The following is a 20,557-nucleotide window of genomic DNA, read 5'->3' on the forward strand; positions in this document are numbered from 1 at the left end:
CCCTTTCTACATCGTTACATGTGTCGTCATATCTAAAATCGGTATCACAAAACAGACAATAAGTCCTCCTATAAACACACCCATTCCTAATAAGGCAACAGGACCTAAGAAGCGTCTAATCCGTGTGATAAAAAGTTGTAATTGCCAATGATAATACGTTGCTATCCCTTGTAAGGCTTGTTCATATTCACCTGTATGTTCACCCATTTGCAACATCATGCGAACATAATCTAAGGCTAAGGGACTTTGTTCGACAGCTTTACTGAAGGATTCGCCTTTTTCTAATCTATGACATAACCAATATATGTGGCTACGGAAATAGCCTATCGGAACCGCTGCCACTGCCTCTCGCAATGCCTCTACTAGCGTAATCCCACTGTGCAATTGTAAAGATGTTAATTGACTGCACCGCTGCCAACAAAAAATCCACAACCAGTGGCGAATCCATTGTACCCGGCACACTGCTAACAATAACCGCTGCCGTCGATGTGCCGCTCGCAAATACACGCTAGCGAACACGCCAATCCCGACAAAGCCCAACAAGATCCATAGAATGTAGGCGTGCAAGAAATGAGCAATCCCTAGTATTCGTTGAGTCATCAATGGCAACGGCATTTCCAATTGGACACAGACATCTTCTACCATTGGCAATAGAAAAAATATAGCGATAAACATCGCCCCGATAGAACAAATGCAAAGAAAACCCGGATACCATAAGGCTTGTACCAATGCTTGCCGTTGTTTCAACATCGTTTGATAATGATCGCCTAACATACGGAAAATAGTTTCCAATTGCCCCGTCATTTCACCGGTTTTCACCATATGCTCTACCAACGAGGGAAAAATTGTACACGCTTTTATCGCCTGAGTCAACGATATGCCTTGCCGCAACCGCTGACCTACTTGATACAATCGCTGTCTTTGCCGCTTGTTACCGATATCCTTGCTTACCGTTTCCCATGCCTGGACAACAGAAATGCCCGAGTCCATTAATGCTGACAACTGCGAAAACATGATTTGTAAAGTTCCGGGCGAAAGAATGGCTATACGCCACAGTGAAAAAGAAATCACTTCCTGTACTTGCTGCACCTGCCAATGATATTGCTCACTCAGTTCATATACAGCCTCTTTATCAACGGCTTGTACACGACAAACCGATGCTCTCCCTGCAGAAGTCACAAAGTACACATCAAATTTTTTCATACCTCTCTCCAATAACGATTTAACGCTTGTTCCATGGTTTCCATCCCAAATGCACTCCCCGTCTGCATGATCGATGTCAAACGGAAAAATTGTCCACTCCGAATAACTGCGGCCACCGCTGAATTAGTCCATAATTGCTCGCGTAGAAGATGTAATTTATTCTCCTTTTCCATAAATTTTTGTGCTACCACTGCTTTCAGTACTACCGCTAATCGTTGCCGTATTTCTTCTTGTTCACTACCTTCAAACATCCCTACCGCACGATTAATCGCTAACATCACACTGGGTGAATGCATGGTCGCAAATACGGTAATACCTGTTTCAGCGGCCATAATAGCCGCTCGCATCGTTTCTCTATTGCGAATTTCACCAATAAACAGCACATCTGGATCTTGCCGCAACGACTGTACAATGCCCGTATCAAAATCGCTAACATGCCTACCTATTTCTCGTTGTGTTATCAGTGCTTTCTTTCCCTTAAGTATATATTCAATGGGATCTTCCAACGTAATAATATGATAAGGCTTATTTGACATAATCCCCTGTAATACCCGACATACCGTAGTAGTTTTACCACTTCTAGTAGGTCCACATATCAATACCAAACCTGCCCCTACACAACTTAAGTGAGCAAGCGTTATAGGCTGTTCATCCTCAGGCAATGTCTCTAGCGGATACAACAAGCGAATAACACCATACATCCCGTTTTCAGTCATACAAACTTGACACCGACAGCGTACCTGTTGCCACGAAAAAGACCAGCCATCCCTATGATTTGCCATCCATTGTTGTAACCATTTTTCTTGTATCGGTGTATCATTCATTTTTTGCAAACTTAAACGAACTCGCATATAAGGAACCTGCCCACTTTGCAAATGTATATCCGAAGCACCTTCAACAATGGCGGTTGCGATTAACTCTTCTATATCCATAACTCACCTCACGATTATCATATACGCGTTGAATTTCCTGCCAATCTGTATATCCCTTCTGAATATGATATAATAACACCTCTTTCATCAACACAGCCCCATCGGTAATAGCTGCAGCTTCCATCTCATCCATACCGTCACCTTGACGAATACACTTGCGGAGTTGTTGCTTTACTGGCATGATTTCGCACAAACAAATTCGACCCTCATAGCCTGTTGAAAAGCAGGCGGTGCACGTTTTTCGCAACTCTTCTTTACCACGACAATGTCGGCATATCCGTCTTGCTAATCGCTGTGACGTTATCCCCGACAAAGCATCGGCAACCAAATAAGGTTCGACACCCATATCAATTAATCGCTCTGGCACCTCCGCTGCCGATGCCGTATGCACCGTAGATAATACCAAATGCCCCGTAAGTGCGGCTCGCACCGCAATATTTGCCGTCTCGCCATCTCGAATTTCCCCAATCACTAAAATATCCGGATCTTGCCGCAGTAACGCCCGTAAACCATTTTGAAATACCAATCCCCCTTTTTCATGAATTTGACTTTGACAAATCCCATTCACCTTATATTCAACAGGATCTTCCAAGGTAGCAATACTCACTTCCGTCTTATGTAACTCTCGTAATACCGCATACAACGTCGACGTTTTTCCACTTCCCGTGGGACCACTAAAAAGGAATAACCCCCGATGTTGAGATACAATCTGACGAATACTTTGGCAAACAGATGGCGTTATTCCTAATGTTTCCAATTTTAATTCTACATGTGTTGTATCTAACAACCGCAGTACCGTCTTTTCACCTCGCACTGTAGGCATCGTACTAACACGCAAATCCACTGTTTTTTCGTGACTATCCCACACGATCCGTCCATCTTGGGGCCGTCGTTTATCCGCTATGTCCATACGAGCTAGCACTTTAATCCGTGCCGTCACCATGTCCGCTTTCGCTAACGGAATTGATGCAGCCGTCAACAGAACGCCATCACGCCGAAACCGCACCCGTACAGCTTCATCTAACGGCTCAATATGAATATCACTGGCATGTACTTCTATCGCTTGTTGTAAAAGCATCTCTACAATACGTGTTGCTGAGGCTTGCCCAATTCCTGCTAATGACGAAAACATATAGCCACCTCCTAAAAAAAGCATACCATAAAGACTACTATTTTCCCCATTCTTTATATAACTTTCATTATTAATATATATATTTATTTCTTATTAAAAAATTAAAAATATTTGACAGTATAATCACTGTATTATATACTAAATAAATAATCTTATTTATGGGCAGTTAGCTCAGTTGGTTAGAGTATCTCGTTGACATCGAGGGGGTCGATGGTTCGAATCCATTACTGCCCACCACACAAAAAAAAAGAGCATTGTCACTGACAATGCTCTTTTTGCCCTATTTACACAACACCGGGAAAATTCCGTACAAATTGAATACGTATATCTGGAAACATTTCTACATATTGAATCGTAAAATCCTCTCCATACTCAACAAACTGCCATTCTCCAATTTCCTCTGGAAAGATCCGTACACGCTGTACGCGCAAATCTGGAAAAGATCCCACTACTTTTACCCGTAAATCTCCATGATAAGGAACTACTTTTACCTTTCCTACCAAATGAATGCCCTTACAATACCCATCAGGCGAAACATTCATACTTGCCATACTTACAAAGGGAATGCAACACAATAGGAAAAAAAATAATAAACCTACCTTTTTTATCACATAATCCACCTCTTTTCATTCCTTATTTTCAGTATACCCAAAAACTATACGTATAGCAAGAAAGAGCGAAACCAAAATGGTTTCGCTCTTTTTTATTCATCCATATCTTCCCATTCTTCCCACTCATCTGTTTCTTTTTCTTCTACTACTTTATGAGCAACATGAGATCCACGTACGCCATTCGTACGATTTTTCCATACCACCCACAAAGATGTATCCACACAAATAGACGAATAGGCACCACTAATAAAGCCGATTAACATAACCAGTGAAAAATTCTTTGTCGACTCTCCACCAAAGAAATGTAAGGCTCCACACGCAAATAATACCGTTGCCAACGTATAAAAACTACGATGAATACTTTGTGCAATGCTATCGTGTGCTAATTTTTCATATGAATCCGTACGACGATGCGTTCGTGTATTTTCGCGAACCCGGTCAAAAATAACAACCGCTTCGTTCATAGAATATCCAATAACCGTTAAAATAGCGGCCAAAAAGGATGCATCTATTTCTAAATGAAAGAACGAAAACACACCTAAAACCATAATCAAATCATGTAATATTGACACAATAGCGGAAATAGCGATTTTATATTCAAAACGAAAAGAAATATAAAGGGCTAAGGCAATAAACGCAACAGCTAAATTTAAGATAGCATTTTTAGTAACCTCTGAACCAATAACAGCCCCTACCGATTCCGTTCGTTTTACTTCAGCTCCACCTAATTTTACATTTAATTCTTGTGCAACCGCTTTACTTTCATCAGTCGTCAAATTACGCATCCTCAACATAACTTCTTTAGATGAACTTTGATCTGTAACACCCGACAACTGGATAACTGTATTCCCCAAATGCAAGGAAGACCGATCTACTACATCCCGTACTTGCGCTACCGTAACGGCTTGTTTAAATTTCATATCTAAAATGGTACCGCCCGTATAATCAATACCAAAATTAAAACCATGCACAAAAATCGAAATAAGACTTAAAATGACCAGAATAGCAGATAGGGAGAACCACCATTTTCTATGTTTGACTATTTCAAAACTCATTTTTGTTCCCCCTTTTTTAAGTGCGCTGGTATCGGTCTATTTAATCCATACCACCGTGGATTTAAAACAAGACCAGTATTAATAAACCATGTTAATAACGAGCGGCTAACCACAATTGCTGTAAACATACTAACAATCAAGCCAAGTGCTAAGTTCACGGCAAAGCCTTTAACCGTTCCTGAACCCATTAACATTAATACGATAGCAGCAATCATAACGGAAACATTAGCATCTAAAATCGTACTAAAAGCACGCTTAAAGCCCGTTTCCATAGAAGAACGCAAGCTTTTACCGACTAATACTTCTTCCTTAAACCGTTCAAAAATCAAAATATTCGCATCCACGGCAAAGCCCATCGACAAGATAATACCTGCAATGCCTGGCAAGGTCAACGTTGCTTCCAAATATTTCAACACGCCTAATAAAATTACCACGTACACGAGCAATGCTAAATTAGCAACAATGCCAGCAATACGATAAATAATAATCAGGAAAAGCATAATTAATAAAATCCCGATGGCAAAGGCACGTTCACTCTTTATCTTTGAATCTTGCCCTAGACTAGGCCCAATCGTACGCACTTCCATCACTTTCAATTTTACTGGCAAGGCACCCGAACGAAGTAAAATAGCTAAACGTTTTGCTTCTTCCAGCGTATTACTACCAGTAATAACCGCTTTGCCCCCCGTAATTGCTTCATTAACAACGGGATTGGTAAGCACTTTACCATCAAGTAAGATCGCAATACGATGTCCTACATTAGCCGCAGTTAAATCGGCAAATTTTTTCGCACCTTGATCGGTAAATTCGATAGCGACTACATTTTTATGACCATTATCAATTTGTTCTTTCGCCGTTTTTAAATCCTTACCCGTAAGCTGAGTTGTACCGCTTTCGTCTTTAAATTCCATAACGGCAGTTTTCCCAATCGTCTCAATGGCTTTTTCTGGATTCTTTTCACCCGGCAATTCGACAATAATACGCTTTGCCCCTTCTTGTTGTACTAATGGCTCGGTTAATCCCATTTCATTAATACGACGTTCAACAATAGAAACCGCTCGTTTGACTGAATCATCTGTAACAGGAGCCCCTGGTGTATCTTCCGCTTCCAACACAATATGTGTACCACCTTGTAAATCCAGCCCTTGCTTAATAGAATCAGGAAATGGCTTAACTACACCAAATGGTAATACCAAACCTTGTCGCATAGACGGAATGGGTGAAAATACCAACGTAAAAAAGGCACACAATATAATCACAACTGCTATTAAGCATTTAATAATATTACGAATTCGCAATAGTGTCCCCCCCTCTGGGTTATATAGTTATCTTTAAAAATCGTGTAGGTGTAAGTATAGCACTTACACCTCTATCCCATGGTTCAATAGGTACCTGTGCCACCACTTGACAATCCCAAGCAACACCAATACATAATGCCTGTCCTGACCGTGCCAAAAAACGATCATAATAACCGCCACCATGCCCTAACCGATGCCCTTTTACATCAAATGCCAAGGCTGGTACCATAATGAGATCTAACGCTTCGGTCGCTAGAGGCGGTCTTTTGTCTGACACCGTTCGAATCCCATACATACCTATACGGGTTTCCTCTAACGAATACAGTCGAACCGCTTCCATACTACCTGCCGCTTGACAACGCGGTACATAAACCTCTTTCTGATTTGCTAATGCATGTACAAGTACGGTATCTATGCATACCTCTTGCTTCGTTGCCAAAAAGAACAGTATCCGCCGTGCCTTTTGATAAGCTGACAAACAGCACAAACGCCGACAAATCAGCTGACTATCGGCGCTCATCTTTTCACATGCTATCTTGGCTATCTGTTCTTTTATATCCGTTCTTAACCGTGCTTTACTGTACTGCATCGTCTGTACCAAATACTTGACTAATCGCATTACGAGAAACGGATATTACCACTTGATCGGCAATACGAAGTTCTAAAACATCTTTTTGAATACCTGTAATCGTTCCGTAAATACCTCCAGCTGTCATTATCTTGGTACCGACTTTAAGACTATTCATCATTTCTTGACGACGACGCTGTTGCTTTTTCTGCGGACGCCACAACAAGAAATAAAAAATAACAATCATAATAATAATTGGCCAAAATTGTTGTAACTGACTAAGCATCTCCATACGATTCACCTCCTACGTATAAAATTCGAACGTAAATAATACTAGATAATGAATAGATACGCTGTACATATACTCACCGCAGTGCATCAACTCATACGGAGAAACGTTTGAATAGCTACCATCTTACCCATTATACACTACTATCATACACTGTTTTACTATCTAAAATCAATAAATAGAATCATACATCTTGATATTGCTTCCAAAAATCGCGACGAAACTCACGAAAAGTTCCATTAATAATCGATTGACGCATATCTTGCATAAAATGCAGTAAAAAATGCAAATTATGAATACTCACTAAACGATAGGCTAATAATTCTTCTGCCTTAAATAAATGTCGAATATACGATCTTGTATAATGTTGACAAGTATAACAAGAACAGCCGTCTTCAATAGGACGAAAATCTTCAGCATACGCGGCATTGCGAACGGTTAACCGCCCTTGATGCGTCATAGCCATCCCATTCCGAGCTACCCTTGTAGGATATACGCAATCAAACATATCTACTCCCCGTGCCACTCCTTCAAGCAAACAATCAGCTGTGCCAACACCCATTAAATAACGAGCTTTATGCCTAGGTAAACACGGTGTCGTATAATCTAACACTTCATACATGAGTGCCTTTTCTTCACCTACACTCAAGCCGCCAATACCATACCCATCAAAAGGAAGATCCACTAATTCTTGACAACTCTGCTGGCGTAAATCTTTGTACATACCGCCTTGAACGATACCAAACAATCCTTGCGTATCGCTACGATGATGTTCAACACACCGTTTTGCCCATCTGGTCGTTCTCGCCGTTGATTGCTTCGTATACTCATAATCCGAAGGATACGGAATGCACTCATCGAAAGCCATGGCAATATCAGAATTTAAATCCATCTGTATATCCATCGACACTTCTGGTGATAAAAATTTTGACGAACCATCTAAATGGGAACGAAATGTTACGCCTTCTTCCGTGATCTTCCGCATTTGTCCTAAGCTAAATACTTGAAAGCCACCGCTATCCGTCAATATCGGTTGTCGCCAATGCATAAATGCATGCAACCCCCCAGCTTTTTTAATTAAATCCGCTCCTGGTCGCAAAAACAGATGATACGTATTACTTAAAATAACTTGTGCTCCCATGTCATATAATTCTTCGGGCGTCAATGTTTTAACCGTTGCTTGTGTGCCAACAGGCATAAACATCGGTGTTTTAAACGTACCATGGGTCGTATGCAATAATCCGGCTCTGGCCCCATCACATTCCGCTTGTAATTCATACGTAATAACCAAAGTCGTCCCTCCTTATCGAATAAACATGGCATCGCCAAAGCTAAAAAAACGGTACCGTTCTGCCACAGCAATGGCATAGGCATGTAATATTTTTTCACGTGTAGAAAGTGCACTAATAAGCATTAATAATGTCGATTCAGGTAAATGAAAATTCGTTACTAAGGCATCGGCAATTCGATAGGTATAACCAGGATAAATAAAAATATCCGTCCATGCACTACCCGCTTGAACTACGCCACTTTTTCCCGCACTTTCTAATGTTCTAATCGAAGTCGTTCCCACGGCAATAACTCGCCGCCCCTCTTTTTTAGCCATATTAATACAAGCGGCTGCCTCTGGCGTAACACTATAAAATTCACTATGCATACGATGATTTTCAATCGTTTCTTCTGATACGGGGCGAAATGTCCCTAACCCTACATGCAAAGTGACAAAAACCGTTTTAACGCCTTTATCTCGAATTTTTTGCAATAACGTTTCCGTAAAATGCAAACCTGCCGTTGGCGCCGCCGCACTGCCTCGCTCACGGGCATATACGGTTTGATAATCCTCTGGATCATCTGGTTTTTCATGAATATAAGGAGGTAACGGCATTTCTCCTACCGCATCTAGTACCTCATCAAATACCCCATCATAAATAAAACGCACAATACGACCACCAAAATCAGTTCGTGCTTCTACGACACCTCGCAACGCCGATGAAAATACAATTTCCGTTCCCGGCAAGGCCTTTTTACCAGGTTTTACCAACACTTCCCAGCGATCATCACCGAGCGGCGTTAACAAAAGTACTTCCACCTTACCACCCGTTTCCTTTTTCTTCCCATGTAACCGGGCTGGAATAACACGTGAATCATTAAATACTAACACATCTCCTTGTTTCAATTCATCCACTAAATCATAAAAATGACGATGCCCTACCTCACCCGTTTCTTTATCATATATCATTAAACGAGCATGATCTCGTGGTTCCACTGGATGTTGTGCAATTAATTCTTCTGGTAATTCATAATTAAAGTCGACTAATTTCAAAATAATACCTCTTTCTAATACAGTTGTTCAAGACTAGTTCCTGTATAATAATGTGCTAAAATAGTACGATAATAATTTTTTACTCCACGGTGGGACAAGGCCATATGATATGCCCCATATTGACTCATCCCTAAGCCATGGCCCCAACCAAAACCATAAATCACAAAAGGTATCCCCTTATCGACCGTAAAAAACGCTTCCCGTTGTACACTATTCGTTTCCGGATCGGGTAAACTACTTTGTCCATCATACACATCAAAGACAGCGCTTTTCAACGAAAATAACGATTGAAACACATTTCCTGATAAGGTTACCTTGCCATCGGTTCCATAAATAGTAAGCGAACGTACCCGCCCTGATATGCCGCGATCACCAACACTCATCGGTCGTTTTTGTAACGGCGAAAGCAAAATCCCCGTCACTTCTCCTACGGTTCGTCCTGACGCTTGCAAGACATTTGCCATTTGCTCCGGTGTCACCTTAACATGCCATCGATATTCAGGCATCGTGCGACTAAAATCAGGCACCCCACGCAAATAACCATATGCTCTGCCCCAAACATTTTCACTATTTTCCGTCCATCCGCCAGCGGTCGAACAAAAAATGGCATCAATTAATTTGCCCTTATAAAAAAGCACTTCACCATTTGTTTCATCGACTGCACGAATAACGCTATGTGCTTCGCCATTCATACCACCATACATCTGACTACGCGTATCATCAGTAACATCAAAACCGCGCTGACGATAATAATTTTTATGTGTAATAGCATACGTACGAGCCGCCACAGCCTGTGCTTTAAGGGCCTCTAAATTCCATGACGGAGACATTTCTTTTCCAACGACACCATACAAATAATATTCAACTGGTACCACATTAACTACGGTTAATCCATCTCTTCCAGGTGTTTTTAAACACTCCATGGATCCGCGATAGGTATACCCATCAGTCAACCGTATAGTGCCCTGGTAAGTACGTGCATGAAACGTAACTGGTGCTATTACCTTATCCCCATCCACATACATATCTTTTCCACGATTGGAAATACGTACAACTACATTATTATCCACGCTTTTCAAAAAAGATGTTCCTGTATATATATTCATACCGCCCGTAGAAACCATGGCAACTGACGGTCGGCCTTCTCGAATTCCCACACGAATTAACACGCCCGGTCCCGAAGCATCGCTACCCAGATTTCCCAGACAAAAACAACATGCAAGTAGCATCGCGATGAGTTTCATATAGCCTCCTCTCATTGCTTACGCAACGATATTAAATACGTTCCCTTTCTATTGGTACCGATAATCCTAAATGAAGATATGCCGCATCCGTAACAACTCTTCCTCGAGATGTACGTTGTAAAAATCCTTTTTGCATTAAAAATGGTTCGTATACATCTTCAACCGCATCAACGGACTCACTAATCGCAGCAGCAATCGTATCCAAGCCAACAGGACCGCCGGAAAATTTTTCTATAATCGTTTCTAATACGCGCCTATCCGTACGATCTAAGCCCTCATTATCCACATCTAATCGTTGCAATGCCTTATCCGCTAAGGTGGCAGTAATACAATCCTTCCCGTCCACTTGGGCAAAATCACGTACGCGTTTTAACAAGCGATTAGCAATACGCGGTGTTCCTCTTGAGCGACAAGCAATTTCAAAGGCGCCTTGCTCTTCAATATCAATATGTAAAATGTCGGCCGTACGCTGAATAATAACTACCAATTCTTCAGGGCGATAAAACTCAAGCCGACAAATAACACCAAAACGATCTCGCAATGGCGGTGCCAACCGTCCTACTTGCGTTGTTGCCCCAACTAACGTAAAAGGCGGTAAATCAATCCGCACCGATCGTGCACTAGGACCTTTACCGATAACAATATCTAATGCATAGTCCTCCATCGCCGCATACAACACTTCTTCCACGCTATGGGACAGGCGATGTATTTCATCAATAAAAAGAACATCTCGTTCTTGTAAGTTCGTTAATAATGCCGCTAAATCACCTGGTCTTTCAATCGCGGGGCCTGATGTAATCCGCAAACTAACATTCAATTCATTAGCGATAATACCTGCCAAAGTTGTTTTCCCTAACCCAGGCGGTCCATATAACAACACATGATCCAACGCTTCATTACGTAGTTTAGCTGCCTCGATAAAAACCGATAAATTTTGCTTTGCTGCCATCTGCCCAATATATTCTTTAAGATAATGAGGACGCAAACTATATTGCCAAGAATCTCCAGGAAGATTATGTGTTTCTACAATACGTGCTTCTTCCATCATGTATTACCTCCACCTAACTGTTGTAATGCTCGTCGTATCTGTTCTGGTAAAGATAGGTCTAACGAAGTCACACGAGCCGCTGCCTTTTGTGCTTCGCCCTCACTATATCCGAGGCTCACCAACGCCATAACCACTTCGTCGTTGGGTACAGATCGGATTGCTTCAACGTCATCAGTTGTATGTGCATCTGCCTTACCTACCTTATCTTGCAATTCTAATAAAATTCGCTCTCCTGTTTTTTTGCCAATCCCTGGAAGTTTCACCAATGTTTGCAACTGTTTTTGTTGTACAGCTAATCGAAATCCCTCTGGCGTAACGGCACTTAAAATACCGAGTGCTACTTTTGGTCCCACTCCATTTACACTTATTAACAACATGAACAATTCATACTCATCGGTGGTAGCAAATCCATATAAAAGAATCGCATCTTCACGAACAGCCATATATGTAAACAACTGTATTTCCTTACCTACGGTTATTTCTTGTATCGTCGATGCGGGTATATATACCCGATATCCCACGCCCTGTACATCAACAAAACAAGCATCCTCAAAAAGATGTGTTACCACCCCTCGTACATACCCAATCATAATTGTACCGTCCTTTTCAAGCGCTGAGAATAGCTATAATAAATAGAATAAATAGCCATAGCCAAAGCATCTGCCGCATCATCGGGTTTTATTTTTTCCGTTATCCCCAATAACCGCCTTGTCATATCAATTACCTGTTCTTTCGTTGCTCTTCCATAGCCAGTAACACCTTGTTTAACTTGTAAAGGCGTAAATTCCAATATAGGAATATGTGCTTGTTCTGCTGTAACTAAAATAATACCCCTTGCCTGTCCTACCGTAATAGCGGTTGTAACATTACGATTAAAAAATAACTGTTCTACCCCAACAACATCTGGTTTATACGTTGTATATAACGACTGTAAGCCCTCAAATAATTGGACTAACCGCTGTGAATCCGTGTATTTCGGTGACGTTTGGATCGTCCCATACATTACTGGCCGTAGACGACTTCCCTCTGCATCTACCACACCAAACCCACAAATAGCCGTTCCCGGATCAATTCCTAATGCACGCATATGCCTATCCTCTCTCTAAAAATATAACTGTACCGTTCATTATACCATAAAACAACTACTTTGGGGCTAGTCTCCTCTATTTTGGGCAATAAAAAAAGAGCATGCATAGCACACTCTTTTTGTCTTATTCTGCCGTTGTATTATTTACAATCTGCTTTCCCTTATAAAAACCACACGTTGGGCAAATATGATGTGGCATTACAGGTTCATGACACTGTGGGCATTCTACATATCCCGGAGCCGTTAATTTCCAATTAGCACGACGCATTTTTTGCCGTGTCTGGGACAAACGATTTTTTGGTACTGCCATTTTCTGCACCTCCTTACATCTTGGTACGTACGTTGCTTTATATTTTTAATGTTTCCAAGATAGCTAATCTCGGATCGATACTGTCGGTAGGACAACTACAGTGTTCTTCGTTCAAGTTTGCACCACACGTTGGACAAAGTCCTGCACATGTTTCTTGACATAATACTCGCATAGGCTCACTTAAAATCAATATTTCTCTAATCGTCTCCGTCAAATCAATGTATTCCCCATTGTACGGCAATACGTTCTCAGGAAGCTCCACTTCCGCACCATAGACTTCAGACAGTGCTGCATTTCGATCTACCGTGACATCCGTTAAGCAACGGCTACACGTATACACACCCTGTGTATGTATAATGCCATTTATCACAATGTGATTGCCATCAAACCAATATAAGCCTTCCACCACAATAAGCGATTGACCCCAAGGATAGATCGACACATCATTCAGATCCGCAGCATTTTGTTCAAACCGAAAAGGAATTTTATCTCCCTTTGCGTTATACACATCTTCGACTTGTAGTTTCATATTTCTACCTCGACTATATCATTATATATATCCACCTATTCTTTGTCAATCTTTTTCTACACAACTATCCCCGACGACCAAAGCATACCCCTTTACGGTAACTCCCGTTGCTGCGAAAAACCAATAAATTCCCGCAACAACGAATTAAACGGAACCACTTCTGACGAAAGTGCCTTAAAAGGTTTTAAAAACATCAACAAACGTTGTGCTTCTGCATAATGCACACTATCTTTCGCAATCGATTGTAATAACGGTATGGCATATGTCTTAAGCACAGATAATTCATATGGTAGTGCCGTATTGAAAATAATATCCGCATCTTCTTGATAAGGATAAATATTCATTTCTTCCCCGCGCCGCACATCTGCCCATACATCCATCGTGGCTGTCGCATCACGATCACGAAACTGTTGATCTCGTACCATCCGGCGAATAATCCGTGTATCCGACGTAGATATACGATTATGATCATTAATCCGGATTTGCGTCAATACCCCCAATGATATTTTCACTTTCTCATACCGAGGCAACATATAGGTCAACGTATCATTCAATGCATGTAACCCTTCTACGAGTAGCGGTTGTTCTTCTTCCAACCGAACGGGTGTCTTTTCAAAATACCGTTTTCCCGTAACAAAATCAAACCGCGAAAGATATACCTCTTTTCCCTGTTGTAACTCATCTATTTGTTGATTAAACAACGGAATATCAATGGCTCGCACCGATTCAAAGTCATACGATCCATCTGGATTTTTCGGTGTATCTTCACGATTATAAAAATAATCATCTAATGAAATCTGCACGGGGCGTAATCCTACTACCCGCAACTGTGTCGTTAAGCGTTTACAAAAAGTCGTCTTACCTGCTGAAGAAGGTCCTGAAATAAGCACAACTTTAATTTTAGGACGTTGATTAACTACATAATCAGCAATTTCAGCTAACTTTTTTTCTTGCAAAGCTTCGGCCATATCGACAATATCTTGAATGCTACCATTATCAATATATTGATTTAAATCGGAAACATATTCACAGCGTACAATACGTCCCCAACTTTCCGCATCTAAAAACAACCGTGCCATTTTAGGAATTTCTTTATAAGGAGGTAGGCTATTCGGATCTTGTGGTGTCGGTACTTCCAAAATAATTCCTGGTGCATATGAACGTAAATTAAAACAATTCACATATCCCATACTTGGTAGCAACGGGCCCATGTAATAATCAAAAATACGACCACATTGATACGCCATAATTTGCTGTACATCTAAATGTTGTAGCAGCTCAGCTTCTCGTATCATATGCCTATTTCTACACATTTCCATCGCCGTTTCTATCTGTGTCTGTACAGGTGTAATCTTTTCATCCTGTGCAACCATTTCAGCCATCCGCTTTTTAATCAATTCTACATCCCGAACCGTAACGGTATGACCGATACTTAGCTCACAATACAAGGCTTTGCCCAACGCATGTTTAACAAAGACCTTCCCACCTGGATATAAATCATCAACACTTCTGACTAACAACATAATAGCCGTACGCTGCAAACAACTGTTTCCCTCAATCGTACCCAAGGAAAACCACGTCACATCACCGCTCTTCTTAACTATCGTATTAAGTCCCACAAATTTCCCATCATACAAGGCCGCGGCAATACGGGGTGACACATCTTTATAATACGTCTGGACGACTTCCTCTAAGGTCATTTTTTCTGATAGAACATATTTCTTTTGTTGTATCACATCATTTATTTCAATCATCCTACTCACTCCCTTCCTTCCTCTATAACAGATGAGATTCCTACGCGATAAGCCGCTTATTTAGTACCAAAGATACGGTCCCCTGCATCGCCTAACCCAGGTACAATATATCCTTCTTCATTTAACGAATCATCTAAAGCACCCACATAAATACGCACATCAGGATGATCCTTATTCACCTTCTTTACTCCTGTTGGTGCTGCCACCAAGCACATTAATTTAATACTCTGAATACCTTTTTCCTTTAATAACGTTATTGCTTCTGACGCACTACCACCCGTTGCTAACATAGGATCAACAATAATAAAATCACGATCCGCTACATCTGGTAACTTGCAATAATATTCGACAGGCTTTAACGTTTTCGGATCTCTATACAACCCAATATGTCCCACCTTAGCCAAAGGAATTAAATTTAACATCCCCTGCACCATACCTAACCCAGCACGTAAGACAGGCACAATTCCTAATTTTTTACCGCTAATTTGTTTGCCCTTCATCTTACAAATAGGCGTTTCAATATCAACTTCTTCTAAAGGCAAATCACGCGTAATTTCATACCCCATAAGCATCGTAATTTCTTCTAATAACTGCCGAAAATCCATCGATCCCGTTTCTTTTTTCCGCATCAATGTGATCTTATGTTGAATTAACGGATGATCTATGACCTGCACTTGCATATCTCCTGCGTTTTTCATATTACCGTTTCTCCCTTCATACTACTGTTCTAACTTCCCAATTTTTGCTACACGTTCAACATGACGCCCTCCATCAAAGGGTGTGTGTAAAAAGATACGAATTACTTCTTTTGCGACACCTGCACCAATAATTCGTTCACCCATGGTCACAATATTGGCATCATTATGACGACGACCGTATTCAGCGGAAAACAAGTCATTACATACGGCTGCACGAATACCTTTTACTTTGTTAGCAGCAATGCCAATACCAATTCCTGTACCACAAATTAAGATACCACGATCAAACGTACCCTCAGCGACAGCTATCGCCACTTTTTCAGCAATATCGGGATAATCACACCGTTCGCCCGTAAGGGTACCATAATCTTCTACCCCTATCCCTTGCTCCTGCAAATACTGCTTAATCGTTTCTTTTAAATGAAACCCACCATGATCTGAACCAATCACTAATTTCATAAAAAGCACCGCCTCTCTTGTATTATAAAACCTTCTCTTTGTCCTGCAAAGACAATTACTTATACTTCTATCACATGACCACCGGCTGCTTTTTTCATACGATTCATTACAGCCAATCCCAAACCTTTAGATATAACCCCTTCTGCCAAAATTACATCCACCCGATCCGTATCAAAGGATAACAACCCTGTATACAACTGGTTCGCTAAAGCTATCACATCGCCATGCGTTCCCCATACATAGCAATGCTCAGCTGCTACGGCATCAGCCACTTCTTGACTAACTAGTAAACCTACATTTTGTCCCTTAGCCAAGGCCTCTTGATACGCCTGCCTGATAGATGTGGCTACCCTTTCCACTGTCCCCACAAATACAACCATCGGTGCATTCGGGGCGTAATGTCTATATTTCATCCCTGGTGCTTTAGGCGTTCCTATTCCTTGTACCAACGGTGCATCTAAAACAACCGATTCGGCCACTTCCGCAAGCATAGTCGGCGTGACGCCACCGGGACGTAAAATCGTTACTTCCGCCGGTCCCGTACATTCAATAATAGTTGATTCTACCCCAATATGGCACATACCTCCATCAATAATCATATCAATACGACCATCCATATCATGTAACACTTCTGCTGCCGTCGTCGGACTAGGCCGAGTAGAACGATTAGCACTAGGTCCCGCCACAGGAACCCCTGCTTCTTGTAAAAAAGCCTGACAAATTGCGTGATCAGGGCAACGTAACGCCACCGTATCCAAACCACCCGTAGCCGCATCGGGAACACACGCTTTACGCGGTAAAACCAACGTCAACGGACCTGGCCAAAACCGTTCTATTAGTGCCTTTTCTAAGTGCGAGAAACGTGCTACAACAGCTGTTGCCCCAGCTAAATCAGGCACCGTCAAAATAAGCGGATTATCACTGGGACGACCTTTCGCTTCGTAAATGCGTTTACAGGCCCTCTCATCTAAACCATTGGCACCTAATCCATATACCGTTTCCGTTGGAAACGCTACTAAACCACCTTGCCGAATAATCTGTCCCGCCTTTTTCAACAGACCTCTATCTTGCTCTATATCTGCCATCGTAATTACACTTGTTTTCATACTTTCACTCTTTTCTAAAAACCATATGTCGCGAGATATCACTATAATCTTTAATAACCTCTATCAACACATATTCCTGCGACCATTCAAACAACTGACGGACGGCCTTTTCTTGACCCTTGCCAATTTCGACTATGCACAACCCGGACGCGTTTAAATAAGCTGGCGTTTCTATAGCCAAACGCCGATAAAAATCCAATCCATCCGTACCCCCAAACAACGCTCCTGCTGGATCATACTGTACTTCTGGCGAAAGATGTTTCATATCTTCTGCTGTCAAATAAGGCGGATTCGACACGATAATCGAAAACATCTGTGCTGGCATAGCCGTACACAAATCACGCTGTTGCCACGTCACCCGTTTGTCTACGCCCAACTGAAGAGCATTCTTTTTAGCAACAGCCAACGCCGCAGACGATATATCGACACCCACTCCAGTTGCCTTGGGTAAATAATACAACAAGCTCAATAAAATAGCCCCACTCCCCGTTCCGATATCTAATATGTGCAAAGAGTCTTCCATCCCCATATGTGCTACCACATACTCCACTAACAACTCCGTTTCAGGTCGTGGAATTAAGACATCTTGTGATACGAAAAAATCCAATCCCATAAACGCCTTTTTCCCCACAATATGGGCTACCGAATACCCCCCTGCACGTTGCTGAATATACTGCCGATACTGTGCTAATTCCTCGGCATTTAACGGTTCATCATAATGTGCATACAAATAAATTCTTTCTTTATGTAGCACATGTGCCAATAATATTTCCGCATCCAATCGAGGCGTTTCTTTGCCCTTTTGCTGAAAAAACTGCTGTGTCCACGTAAGGACAGCACCAATCGTCCAAATCTTATTCATTTGTTTCCGCCTGCATCAATTCAGCTCGTCTGGTTTCTGCTAACGCCTGAATAAATTCATCAATATCACCATTAAGCACATTATCCAATTTATATAAAGTCAAATTTATCCGATGATCCGTAACCCGTCCTTGCGGATAATTATACGTACGAATACGTTCACTCCGATCACCTGTACCAACCTGACTACGCCGTGCTTCCGTCACTTCTTTATTCGCTGCTTGTTGGGCCTGATCCAACATCCGTGCTTTTAACACCCGTAAAGCCTTTGCCCGATTTTCCAATTGCGACCGTTCATCTTGGCATTCGACAACAATCCCCGTTGGTATATGGGTCATACGCACAGCCGAACTAGTCTTATTGACATGCTGTCCACCCGCACCGCTGGCTCGAAAATAATCGATCCGAACATCTTTCATATCCAAATCAATTTCCACATCATCCGCTTCTGGAAGAACCGCCACCGTTGCGGTTGACGTATGAATACGTCCACCCGCTTCCGTAACAGGCACTCGTTGAACCCGATGGACACCCGATTCATACTTTAACTTACCATACACGCCACTACCTTCGACCGAAAAAATAACTTCCTTATAACCACCTAATTCCGGTTCGTTCGCACTAATCAAACTCGCTTTCCAACCAGACTGCTTTTCAATAAACTTCATATACATGCGAAACAAATCGCCCGCAAATAAAGCCGCTTCATCACCGCCAGCACCGCCACGAATTTCCATAATCACATTTTTATCATCATACGGATCTTTAGGTAACATTAAAATATGAAGTTTTTCCTCCAAAGCCGCTTGTTTCTTTTCTAACGTACTAATTTCTTCTTTTGCAATACAAAGTAGCTCCTCATCACTATCAGGATCATCCAAAATTTCTTGATCCCCCTTTACGGCATTCCTTACTTCTTTATACGCACGAAAGGTATCGACAATATCAACTAAAGAAGCGTGTTCTTTCGTCAACTTCTGCCATTCCACTTGATTTGCTATCACCGCAGGATCACTAATCCGTTGTTCCAAATCCATAAATTTATTTTCAACTGCCTGCACCTTATCCAAAAACACGTTGTTCTCTCCTTTTCTCTTTATTTATAGCAACCTACTCTGACGGTCTTACAGCTTGCAACGCCGCAATAGCCACTTCAATCTGATCAGGGTGAGGCTCGCGTGTCGTTTCATGTTGTAACCATAATCCCGGTTTAGTAAGTATTTTTACCCATCCCTGCGAAGTATCGATAGCATACCGAATAATTTCATAACTAATACCTGCAACAAGCGGCATCAACAAAATCCTAGACAATACACGTATAACCAAATTAGGCCACCCCAAAAAAGCAAACACAAAAATAGAAATAATCATGACAATAAGTAAAAAACTCGTACCACAACGGGGATGCAACCGACTATGCTTTTGCACATTTTCCACGGTCAGTGCTTCCCCTGCTTCATACGTCCAAATCGTCTTATGTTCCGCACCATGATATTCAAAAACACGTTGCATGCCAGCCGTATATGAAATACCCCTAATATATATTAAAAAAACAACTAAACGCAAAAAACCTTCTACTATATTCAACGCCACGGGACTCGTACCACTTCCCAAAAGAAGATGGGCTACATATGTAGGAATCAATAAAAAGAATACAATTGCGGCAATAATCGAACACCCGATGACACCGATCATCCCTAAAGAAGACTCCTCCTCTTCTTCCTCTTCCCCAACAACTCGTGCGGCAAAAGATAAGCTCTTCATACCATAAACAACCGCTTCACCTAAGGCAATGGAACCACGCAAAAATCGTTTTTGTAGTATCGGAAATCGCTGTGCAAGCGAATGAACAGAATCGCACTGAATAGTAATCTTCCCGTCCGGGGTCCGTACAGCCGTTGCAATCTTCTCCGGTCCACGCATCATAACACCTTCAATAACCGCTTGTCCACCAATATATACCCGTTCCTTCTCCATTTCCACTCCTCATTTACTGACATACAAATAGAGCAGAGCATTTCTGCTCTGCCATCCACTTGCAATATGATTA

Annotated in this window: 23 protein-coding genes and 1 tRNA gene; 1 reads left to right on the forward strand and 23 read right to left on the reverse strand. The window is 41.7% G+C overall.

Going from position 1 to position 20,557, the window contains the following annotated elements:
- Positions 1 to 6 precede the first annotated feature (6 nt).
- From HMPREF3182_RS06680 to HMPREF3182_RS06690, 3 genes are read right to left on the reverse strand one after another with little or no spacing between them, the layout of a single operon-like run.
- Positions 7 to 1,203, reverse strand: a complete 1,197-nt coding sequence (locus HMPREF3182_RS06680; protein ID WP_007392504.1) for a type II secretion system F family protein — start codon at positions 1,201 to 1,203, stop codon at positions 7 to 9.
- Positions 1,200 to 2,135 carry a type IV pilus twitching motility protein PilT gene (locus tag HMPREF3182_RS06685; RefSeq protein ID WP_062486438.1) on the reverse strand — a complete coding sequence of 312 codons (936 nt, stop codon included), beginning with the start codon at positions 2,133 to 2,135 and terminating at the stop codon, positions 1,200 to 1,202. Before HMPREF3182_RS06685 ends, HMPREF3182_RS06680 begins: the two co-directional genes overlap by 4 nt.
- On the reverse strand, positions 2,098 to 3,267 hold the full coding sequence (locus tag HMPREF3182_RS06690; protein WP_007392496.1) for a GspE/PulE family protein: 1,170 nt from the start codon (positions 3,265 to 3,267) through the stop codon (positions 2,098 to 2,100). Before HMPREF3182_RS06690 ends, HMPREF3182_RS06685 begins: the two co-directional genes overlap by 38 nt.
- Before the next feature lie 160 nt (positions 3,268 to 3,427).
- On the opposite strand from HMPREF3182_RS06690, the gene HMPREF3182_RS06695 reads away from it, so the two are divergent.
- A tRNA-Val gene (locus HMPREF3182_RS06695) sits at positions 3,428 to 3,504 on the forward strand.
- A 47-nt stretch (positions 3,505 to 3,551) separates the two neighbouring features.
- Here HMPREF3182_RS06695 and HMPREF3182_RS06700 read toward each other — a convergent pair.
- The 20 genes from HMPREF3182_RS06700 to HMPREF3182_RS06795 form a co-directional block, all read right to left on the reverse strand.
- Positions 3,552 to 3,878, reverse strand: a complete 327-nt coding sequence (locus HMPREF3182_RS06700; protein WP_235808666.1) for a 7(1) septoil knot domain-containing protein — start codon at positions 3,876 to 3,878, stop codon at positions 3,552 to 3,554.
- Between the two features lie 92 nt (positions 3,879 to 3,970).
- On the reverse strand, positions 3,971 to 4,933 hold the full coding sequence (gene secF / locus HMPREF3182_RS06705) for a protein translocase subunit SecF (RefSeq protein WP_007392500.1): 963 nt from the start codon (positions 4,931 to 4,933) through the stop codon (positions 3,971 to 3,973).
- Positions 4,930 to 6,231 carry a protein translocase subunit SecD gene (gene secD / locus HMPREF3182_RS06710; protein ID WP_007392539.1) on the reverse strand — a complete coding sequence of 434 codons (1,302 nt, stop codon included), beginning with the start codon at positions 6,229 to 6,231 and terminating at the stop codon, positions 4,930 to 4,932. The genes secF and secD overlap by 4 nt, the downstream gene beginning before the upstream one ends.
- A gap of 19 nt (positions 6,232 to 6,250) precedes the next feature.
- Complete coding sequence (locus HMPREF3182_RS06715; protein ID WP_180977848.1) at positions 6,251 to 6,850, reverse strand: 5-formyltetrahydrofolate cyclo-ligase; 600 nt, start codon at positions 6,848 to 6,850, stop codon at positions 6,251 to 6,253.
- Positions 6,807 to 7,091, reverse strand: coding sequence for a preprotein translocase subunit YajC (gene yajC / locus HMPREF3182_RS06720; RefSeq protein WP_062486445.1), 285 nt, complete (start codon positions 7,089 to 7,091; stop codon positions 6,807 to 6,809). The genes HMPREF3182_RS06715 and yajC overlap by 44 nt, the downstream gene beginning before the upstream one ends.
- Positions 7,092 to 7,272: 181 nt before the next feature.
- On the reverse strand, positions 7,273 to 8,379 hold the full coding sequence (gene tgt / locus HMPREF3182_RS06725) for a tRNA guanosine(34) transglycosylase Tgt (protein ID WP_062486448.1): 1,107 nt from the start codon (positions 8,377 to 8,379) through the stop codon (positions 7,273 to 7,275).
- A gap of 12 nt (positions 8,380 to 8,391) precedes the next feature.
- Positions 8,392 to 9,411: a tRNA preQ1(34) S-adenosylmethionine ribosyltransferase-isomerase QueA gene (queA, locus tag HMPREF3182_RS06730; protein WP_062486449.1), complete on the reverse strand. Its 1,020-nt coding sequence runs from the start codon at positions 9,409 to 9,411 to the stop codon at positions 8,392 to 8,394.
- A gap of 14 nt (positions 9,412 to 9,425) precedes the next feature.
- Positions 9,426 to 10,655, reverse strand: coding sequence for a SpoIID/LytB domain-containing protein (locus tag HMPREF3182_RS06735; protein WP_007392526.1), 1,230 nt, complete (start codon positions 10,653 to 10,655; stop codon positions 9,426 to 9,428).
- Between the two features lie 31 nt (positions 10,656 to 10,686).
- The gene (gene ruvB, locus HMPREF3182_RS06740; protein WP_407942961.1) at positions 10,687 to 11,703 is read right to left on the reverse strand and encodes a Holliday junction branch migration DNA helicase RuvB; all 1,017 of its coding nucleotides are present in this window, start codon (positions 11,701 to 11,703) and stop codon (positions 10,687 to 10,689) included.
- The gene (gene ruvA / locus HMPREF3182_RS06745; RefSeq protein ID WP_062486452.1) at positions 11,700 to 12,293 is read right to left on the reverse strand and encodes a Holliday junction branch migration protein RuvA; all 594 of its coding nucleotides are present in this window, start codon (positions 12,291 to 12,293) and stop codon (positions 11,700 to 11,702) included. The genes ruvB and ruvA overlap by 4 nt, the downstream gene beginning before the upstream one ends.
- Positions 12,290 to 12,790: a crossover junction endodeoxyribonuclease RuvC gene (ruvC, locus tag HMPREF3182_RS06750; protein ID WP_007392543.1), complete on the reverse strand. Its 501-nt coding sequence runs from the start codon at positions 12,788 to 12,790 to the stop codon at positions 12,290 to 12,292. The genes ruvA and ruvC overlap by 4 nt, the downstream gene beginning before the upstream one ends.
- A 124-nt stretch (positions 12,791 to 12,914) precedes the next feature.
- Positions 12,915 to 13,100: a 50S ribosomal protein L32 gene (rpmF, locus tag HMPREF3182_RS06755; protein WP_007392545.1), complete on the reverse strand. Its 186-nt coding sequence runs from the start codon at positions 13,098 to 13,100 to the stop codon at positions 12,915 to 12,917.
- A 37-nt stretch (positions 13,101 to 13,137) separates the two neighbouring features.
- The gene (locus HMPREF3182_RS06760) at positions 13,138 to 13,629 is read right to left on the reverse strand and encodes a YceD family protein (protein ID WP_007392536.1); all 492 of its coding nucleotides are present in this window, start codon (positions 13,627 to 13,629) and stop codon (positions 13,138 to 13,140) included.
- 92 nt (positions 13,630 to 13,721) lie between these two features.
- On the reverse strand, positions 13,722 to 15,383 hold the full coding sequence (locus HMPREF3182_RS06765; protein WP_062486454.1) for a nucleoside kinase: 1,662 nt from the start codon (positions 15,381 to 15,383) through the stop codon (positions 13,722 to 13,724).
- A gap of 56 nt (positions 15,384 to 15,439) precedes the next feature.
- Positions 15,440 to 16,063: a uracil phosphoribosyltransferase gene (gene upp, locus HMPREF3182_RS06770; RefSeq protein ID WP_036257486.1), complete on the reverse strand. Its 624-nt coding sequence runs from the start codon at positions 16,061 to 16,063 to the stop codon at positions 15,440 to 15,442.
- 39 nt (positions 16,064 to 16,102) lie between these two features.
- On the reverse strand, positions 16,103 to 16,540 hold the full coding sequence (gene rpiB / locus HMPREF3182_RS06775) for a ribose 5-phosphate isomerase B (RefSeq protein ID WP_007392534.1): 438 nt from the start codon (positions 16,538 to 16,540) through the stop codon (positions 16,103 to 16,105).
- A gap of 59 nt (positions 16,541 to 16,599) precedes the next feature.
- Positions 16,600 to 17,646 carry an L-threonylcarbamoyladenylate synthase gene (locus HMPREF3182_RS06780; protein WP_062486457.1) on the reverse strand — a complete coding sequence of 349 codons (1,047 nt, stop codon included), beginning with the start codon at positions 17,644 to 17,646 and terminating at the stop codon, positions 16,600 to 16,602.
- Positions 17,647 to 17,650: 4 nt separating this feature from the next.
- Positions 17,651 to 18,508, reverse strand: coding sequence for a peptide chain release factor N(5)-glutamine methyltransferase (gene prmC, locus HMPREF3182_RS06785; protein ID WP_062486460.1), 858 nt, complete (start codon positions 18,506 to 18,508; stop codon positions 17,651 to 17,653).
- A complete protein-coding gene (gene prfA, locus HMPREF3182_RS06790) occupies positions 18,501 to 19,583 on the reverse strand; it encodes a peptide chain release factor 1 (RefSeq protein WP_062486464.1) in 1,083 nt (360 codons plus the stop codon). The genes prmC and prfA overlap by 8 nt, the downstream gene beginning before the upstream one ends.
- Before the next feature lie 34 nt (positions 19,584 to 19,617).
- The gene (locus HMPREF3182_RS06795) at positions 19,618 to 20,484 is read right to left on the reverse strand and encodes a DUF1385 domain-containing protein (RefSeq protein ID WP_007392516.1); all 867 of its coding nucleotides are present in this window, start codon (positions 20,482 to 20,484) and stop codon (positions 19,618 to 19,620) included.
- Positions 20,485 to 20,557 lie beyond the last annotated feature (73 nt).

This window comes from Megasphaera hutchinsoni (assembly GCF_001553405.1).
Taxonomy (GTDB): Bacteria; Bacillota; Negativicutes; order Veillonellales; family Megasphaeraceae; genus Megasphaera; species Megasphaera hutchinsoni.

What these genes read in the sequence shown, in the direction of transcription:
- yajC (WP_062486445.1), bottom strand. Translation starts at nt 7,091, where the DNA reads ATGGAGATGCTTAGTCAGTTACAACAATTTTGGCCAATTATTATTATG.
- HMPREF3182_RS06715 (WP_180977848.1), bottom strand. Translation starts at nt 6,850, where the DNA reads ATGCGATTAGTCAAGTATTTGGTACAGACGATGCAGTACAGTAAAGCA.
- HMPREF3182_RS06780 (WP_062486457.1), bottom strand. Translation starts at nt 17,646, where the DNA reads ATGAAAACAAGTGTAATTACGATGGCAGATATAGAGCAAGATAGAGGT.
- HMPREF3182_RS06685 (WP_062486438.1), bottom strand. Translation starts at nt 2,135, where the DNA reads ATGGATATAGAAGAGTTAATCGCAACCGCCATTGTTGAAGGTGCTTCG.
- HMPREF3182_RS06680 (WP_007392504.1), bottom strand. Translation starts at nt 1,203, where the DNA reads ATGAAAAAATTTGATGTGTACTTTGTGACTTCTGCAGGGAGAGCATCG.
- rpiB (WP_007392534.1), bottom strand. Translation starts at nt 16,540, where the DNA reads ATGAAATTAGTGATTGGTTCAGATCATGGTGGGTTTCATTTAAAAGAA.
- ruvA (WP_062486452.1), bottom strand. Translation starts at nt 12,293, where the DNA reads ATGATTGGGTATGTACGAGGGGTGGTAACACATCTTTTTGAGGATGCT.
- ruvC (WP_007392543.1), bottom strand. Translation starts at nt 12,790, where the DNA reads ATGCGTGCATTAGGAATTGATCCGGGAACGGCTATTTGTGGGTTTGGT.
- HMPREF3182_RS06765 (WP_062486454.1), bottom strand. Translation starts at nt 15,383, where the DNA reads ATGATTGAAATAAATGATGTGATACAACAAAAGAAATATGTTCTATCA.
- HMPREF3182_RS06795 (WP_007392516.1), bottom strand. Translation starts at nt 20,484, where the DNA reads ATGGAGAAGGAACGGGTATATATTGGTGGACAAGCGGTTATTGAAGGT.
- ruvB (WP_407942961.1), bottom strand. Translation starts at nt 11,703, where the DNA reads ATGATGGAAGAAGCACGTATTGTAGAAACACATAATCTTCCTGGAGAT.
- HMPREF3182_RS06735 (WP_007392526.1), bottom strand. Translation starts at nt 10,655, where the DNA reads ATGAAACTCATCGCGATGCTACTTGCATGTTGTTTTTGTCTGGGAAAT.
- HMPREF3182_RS06690 (WP_007392496.1), bottom strand. Translation starts at nt 3,267, where the DNA reads ATGTTTTCGTCATTAGCAGGAATTGGGCAAGCCTCAGCAACACGTATT.
- upp (WP_036257486.1), bottom strand. Translation starts at nt 16,063, where the DNA reads ATGCAAGTGCAGGTCATAGATCATCCGTTAATTCAACATAAGATCACA.
- HMPREF3182_RS06760 (WP_007392536.1), bottom strand. Translation starts at nt 13,629, where the DNA reads ATGAAACTACAAGTCGAAGATGTGTATAACGCAAAGGGAGATAAAATT.
- secF (WP_007392500.1), bottom strand. Translation starts at nt 4,933, where the DNA reads ATGAGTTTTGAAATAGTCAAACATAGAAAATGGTGGTTCTCCCTATCT.
- rpmF (WP_007392545.1), bottom strand. Translation starts at nt 13,100, where the DNA reads ATGGCAGTACCAAAAAATCGTTTGTCCCAGACACGGCAAAAAATGCGT.
- prmC (WP_062486460.1), bottom strand. Translation starts at nt 18,508, where the DNA reads ATGAATAAGATTTGGACGATTGGTGCTGTCCTTACGTGGACACAGCAG.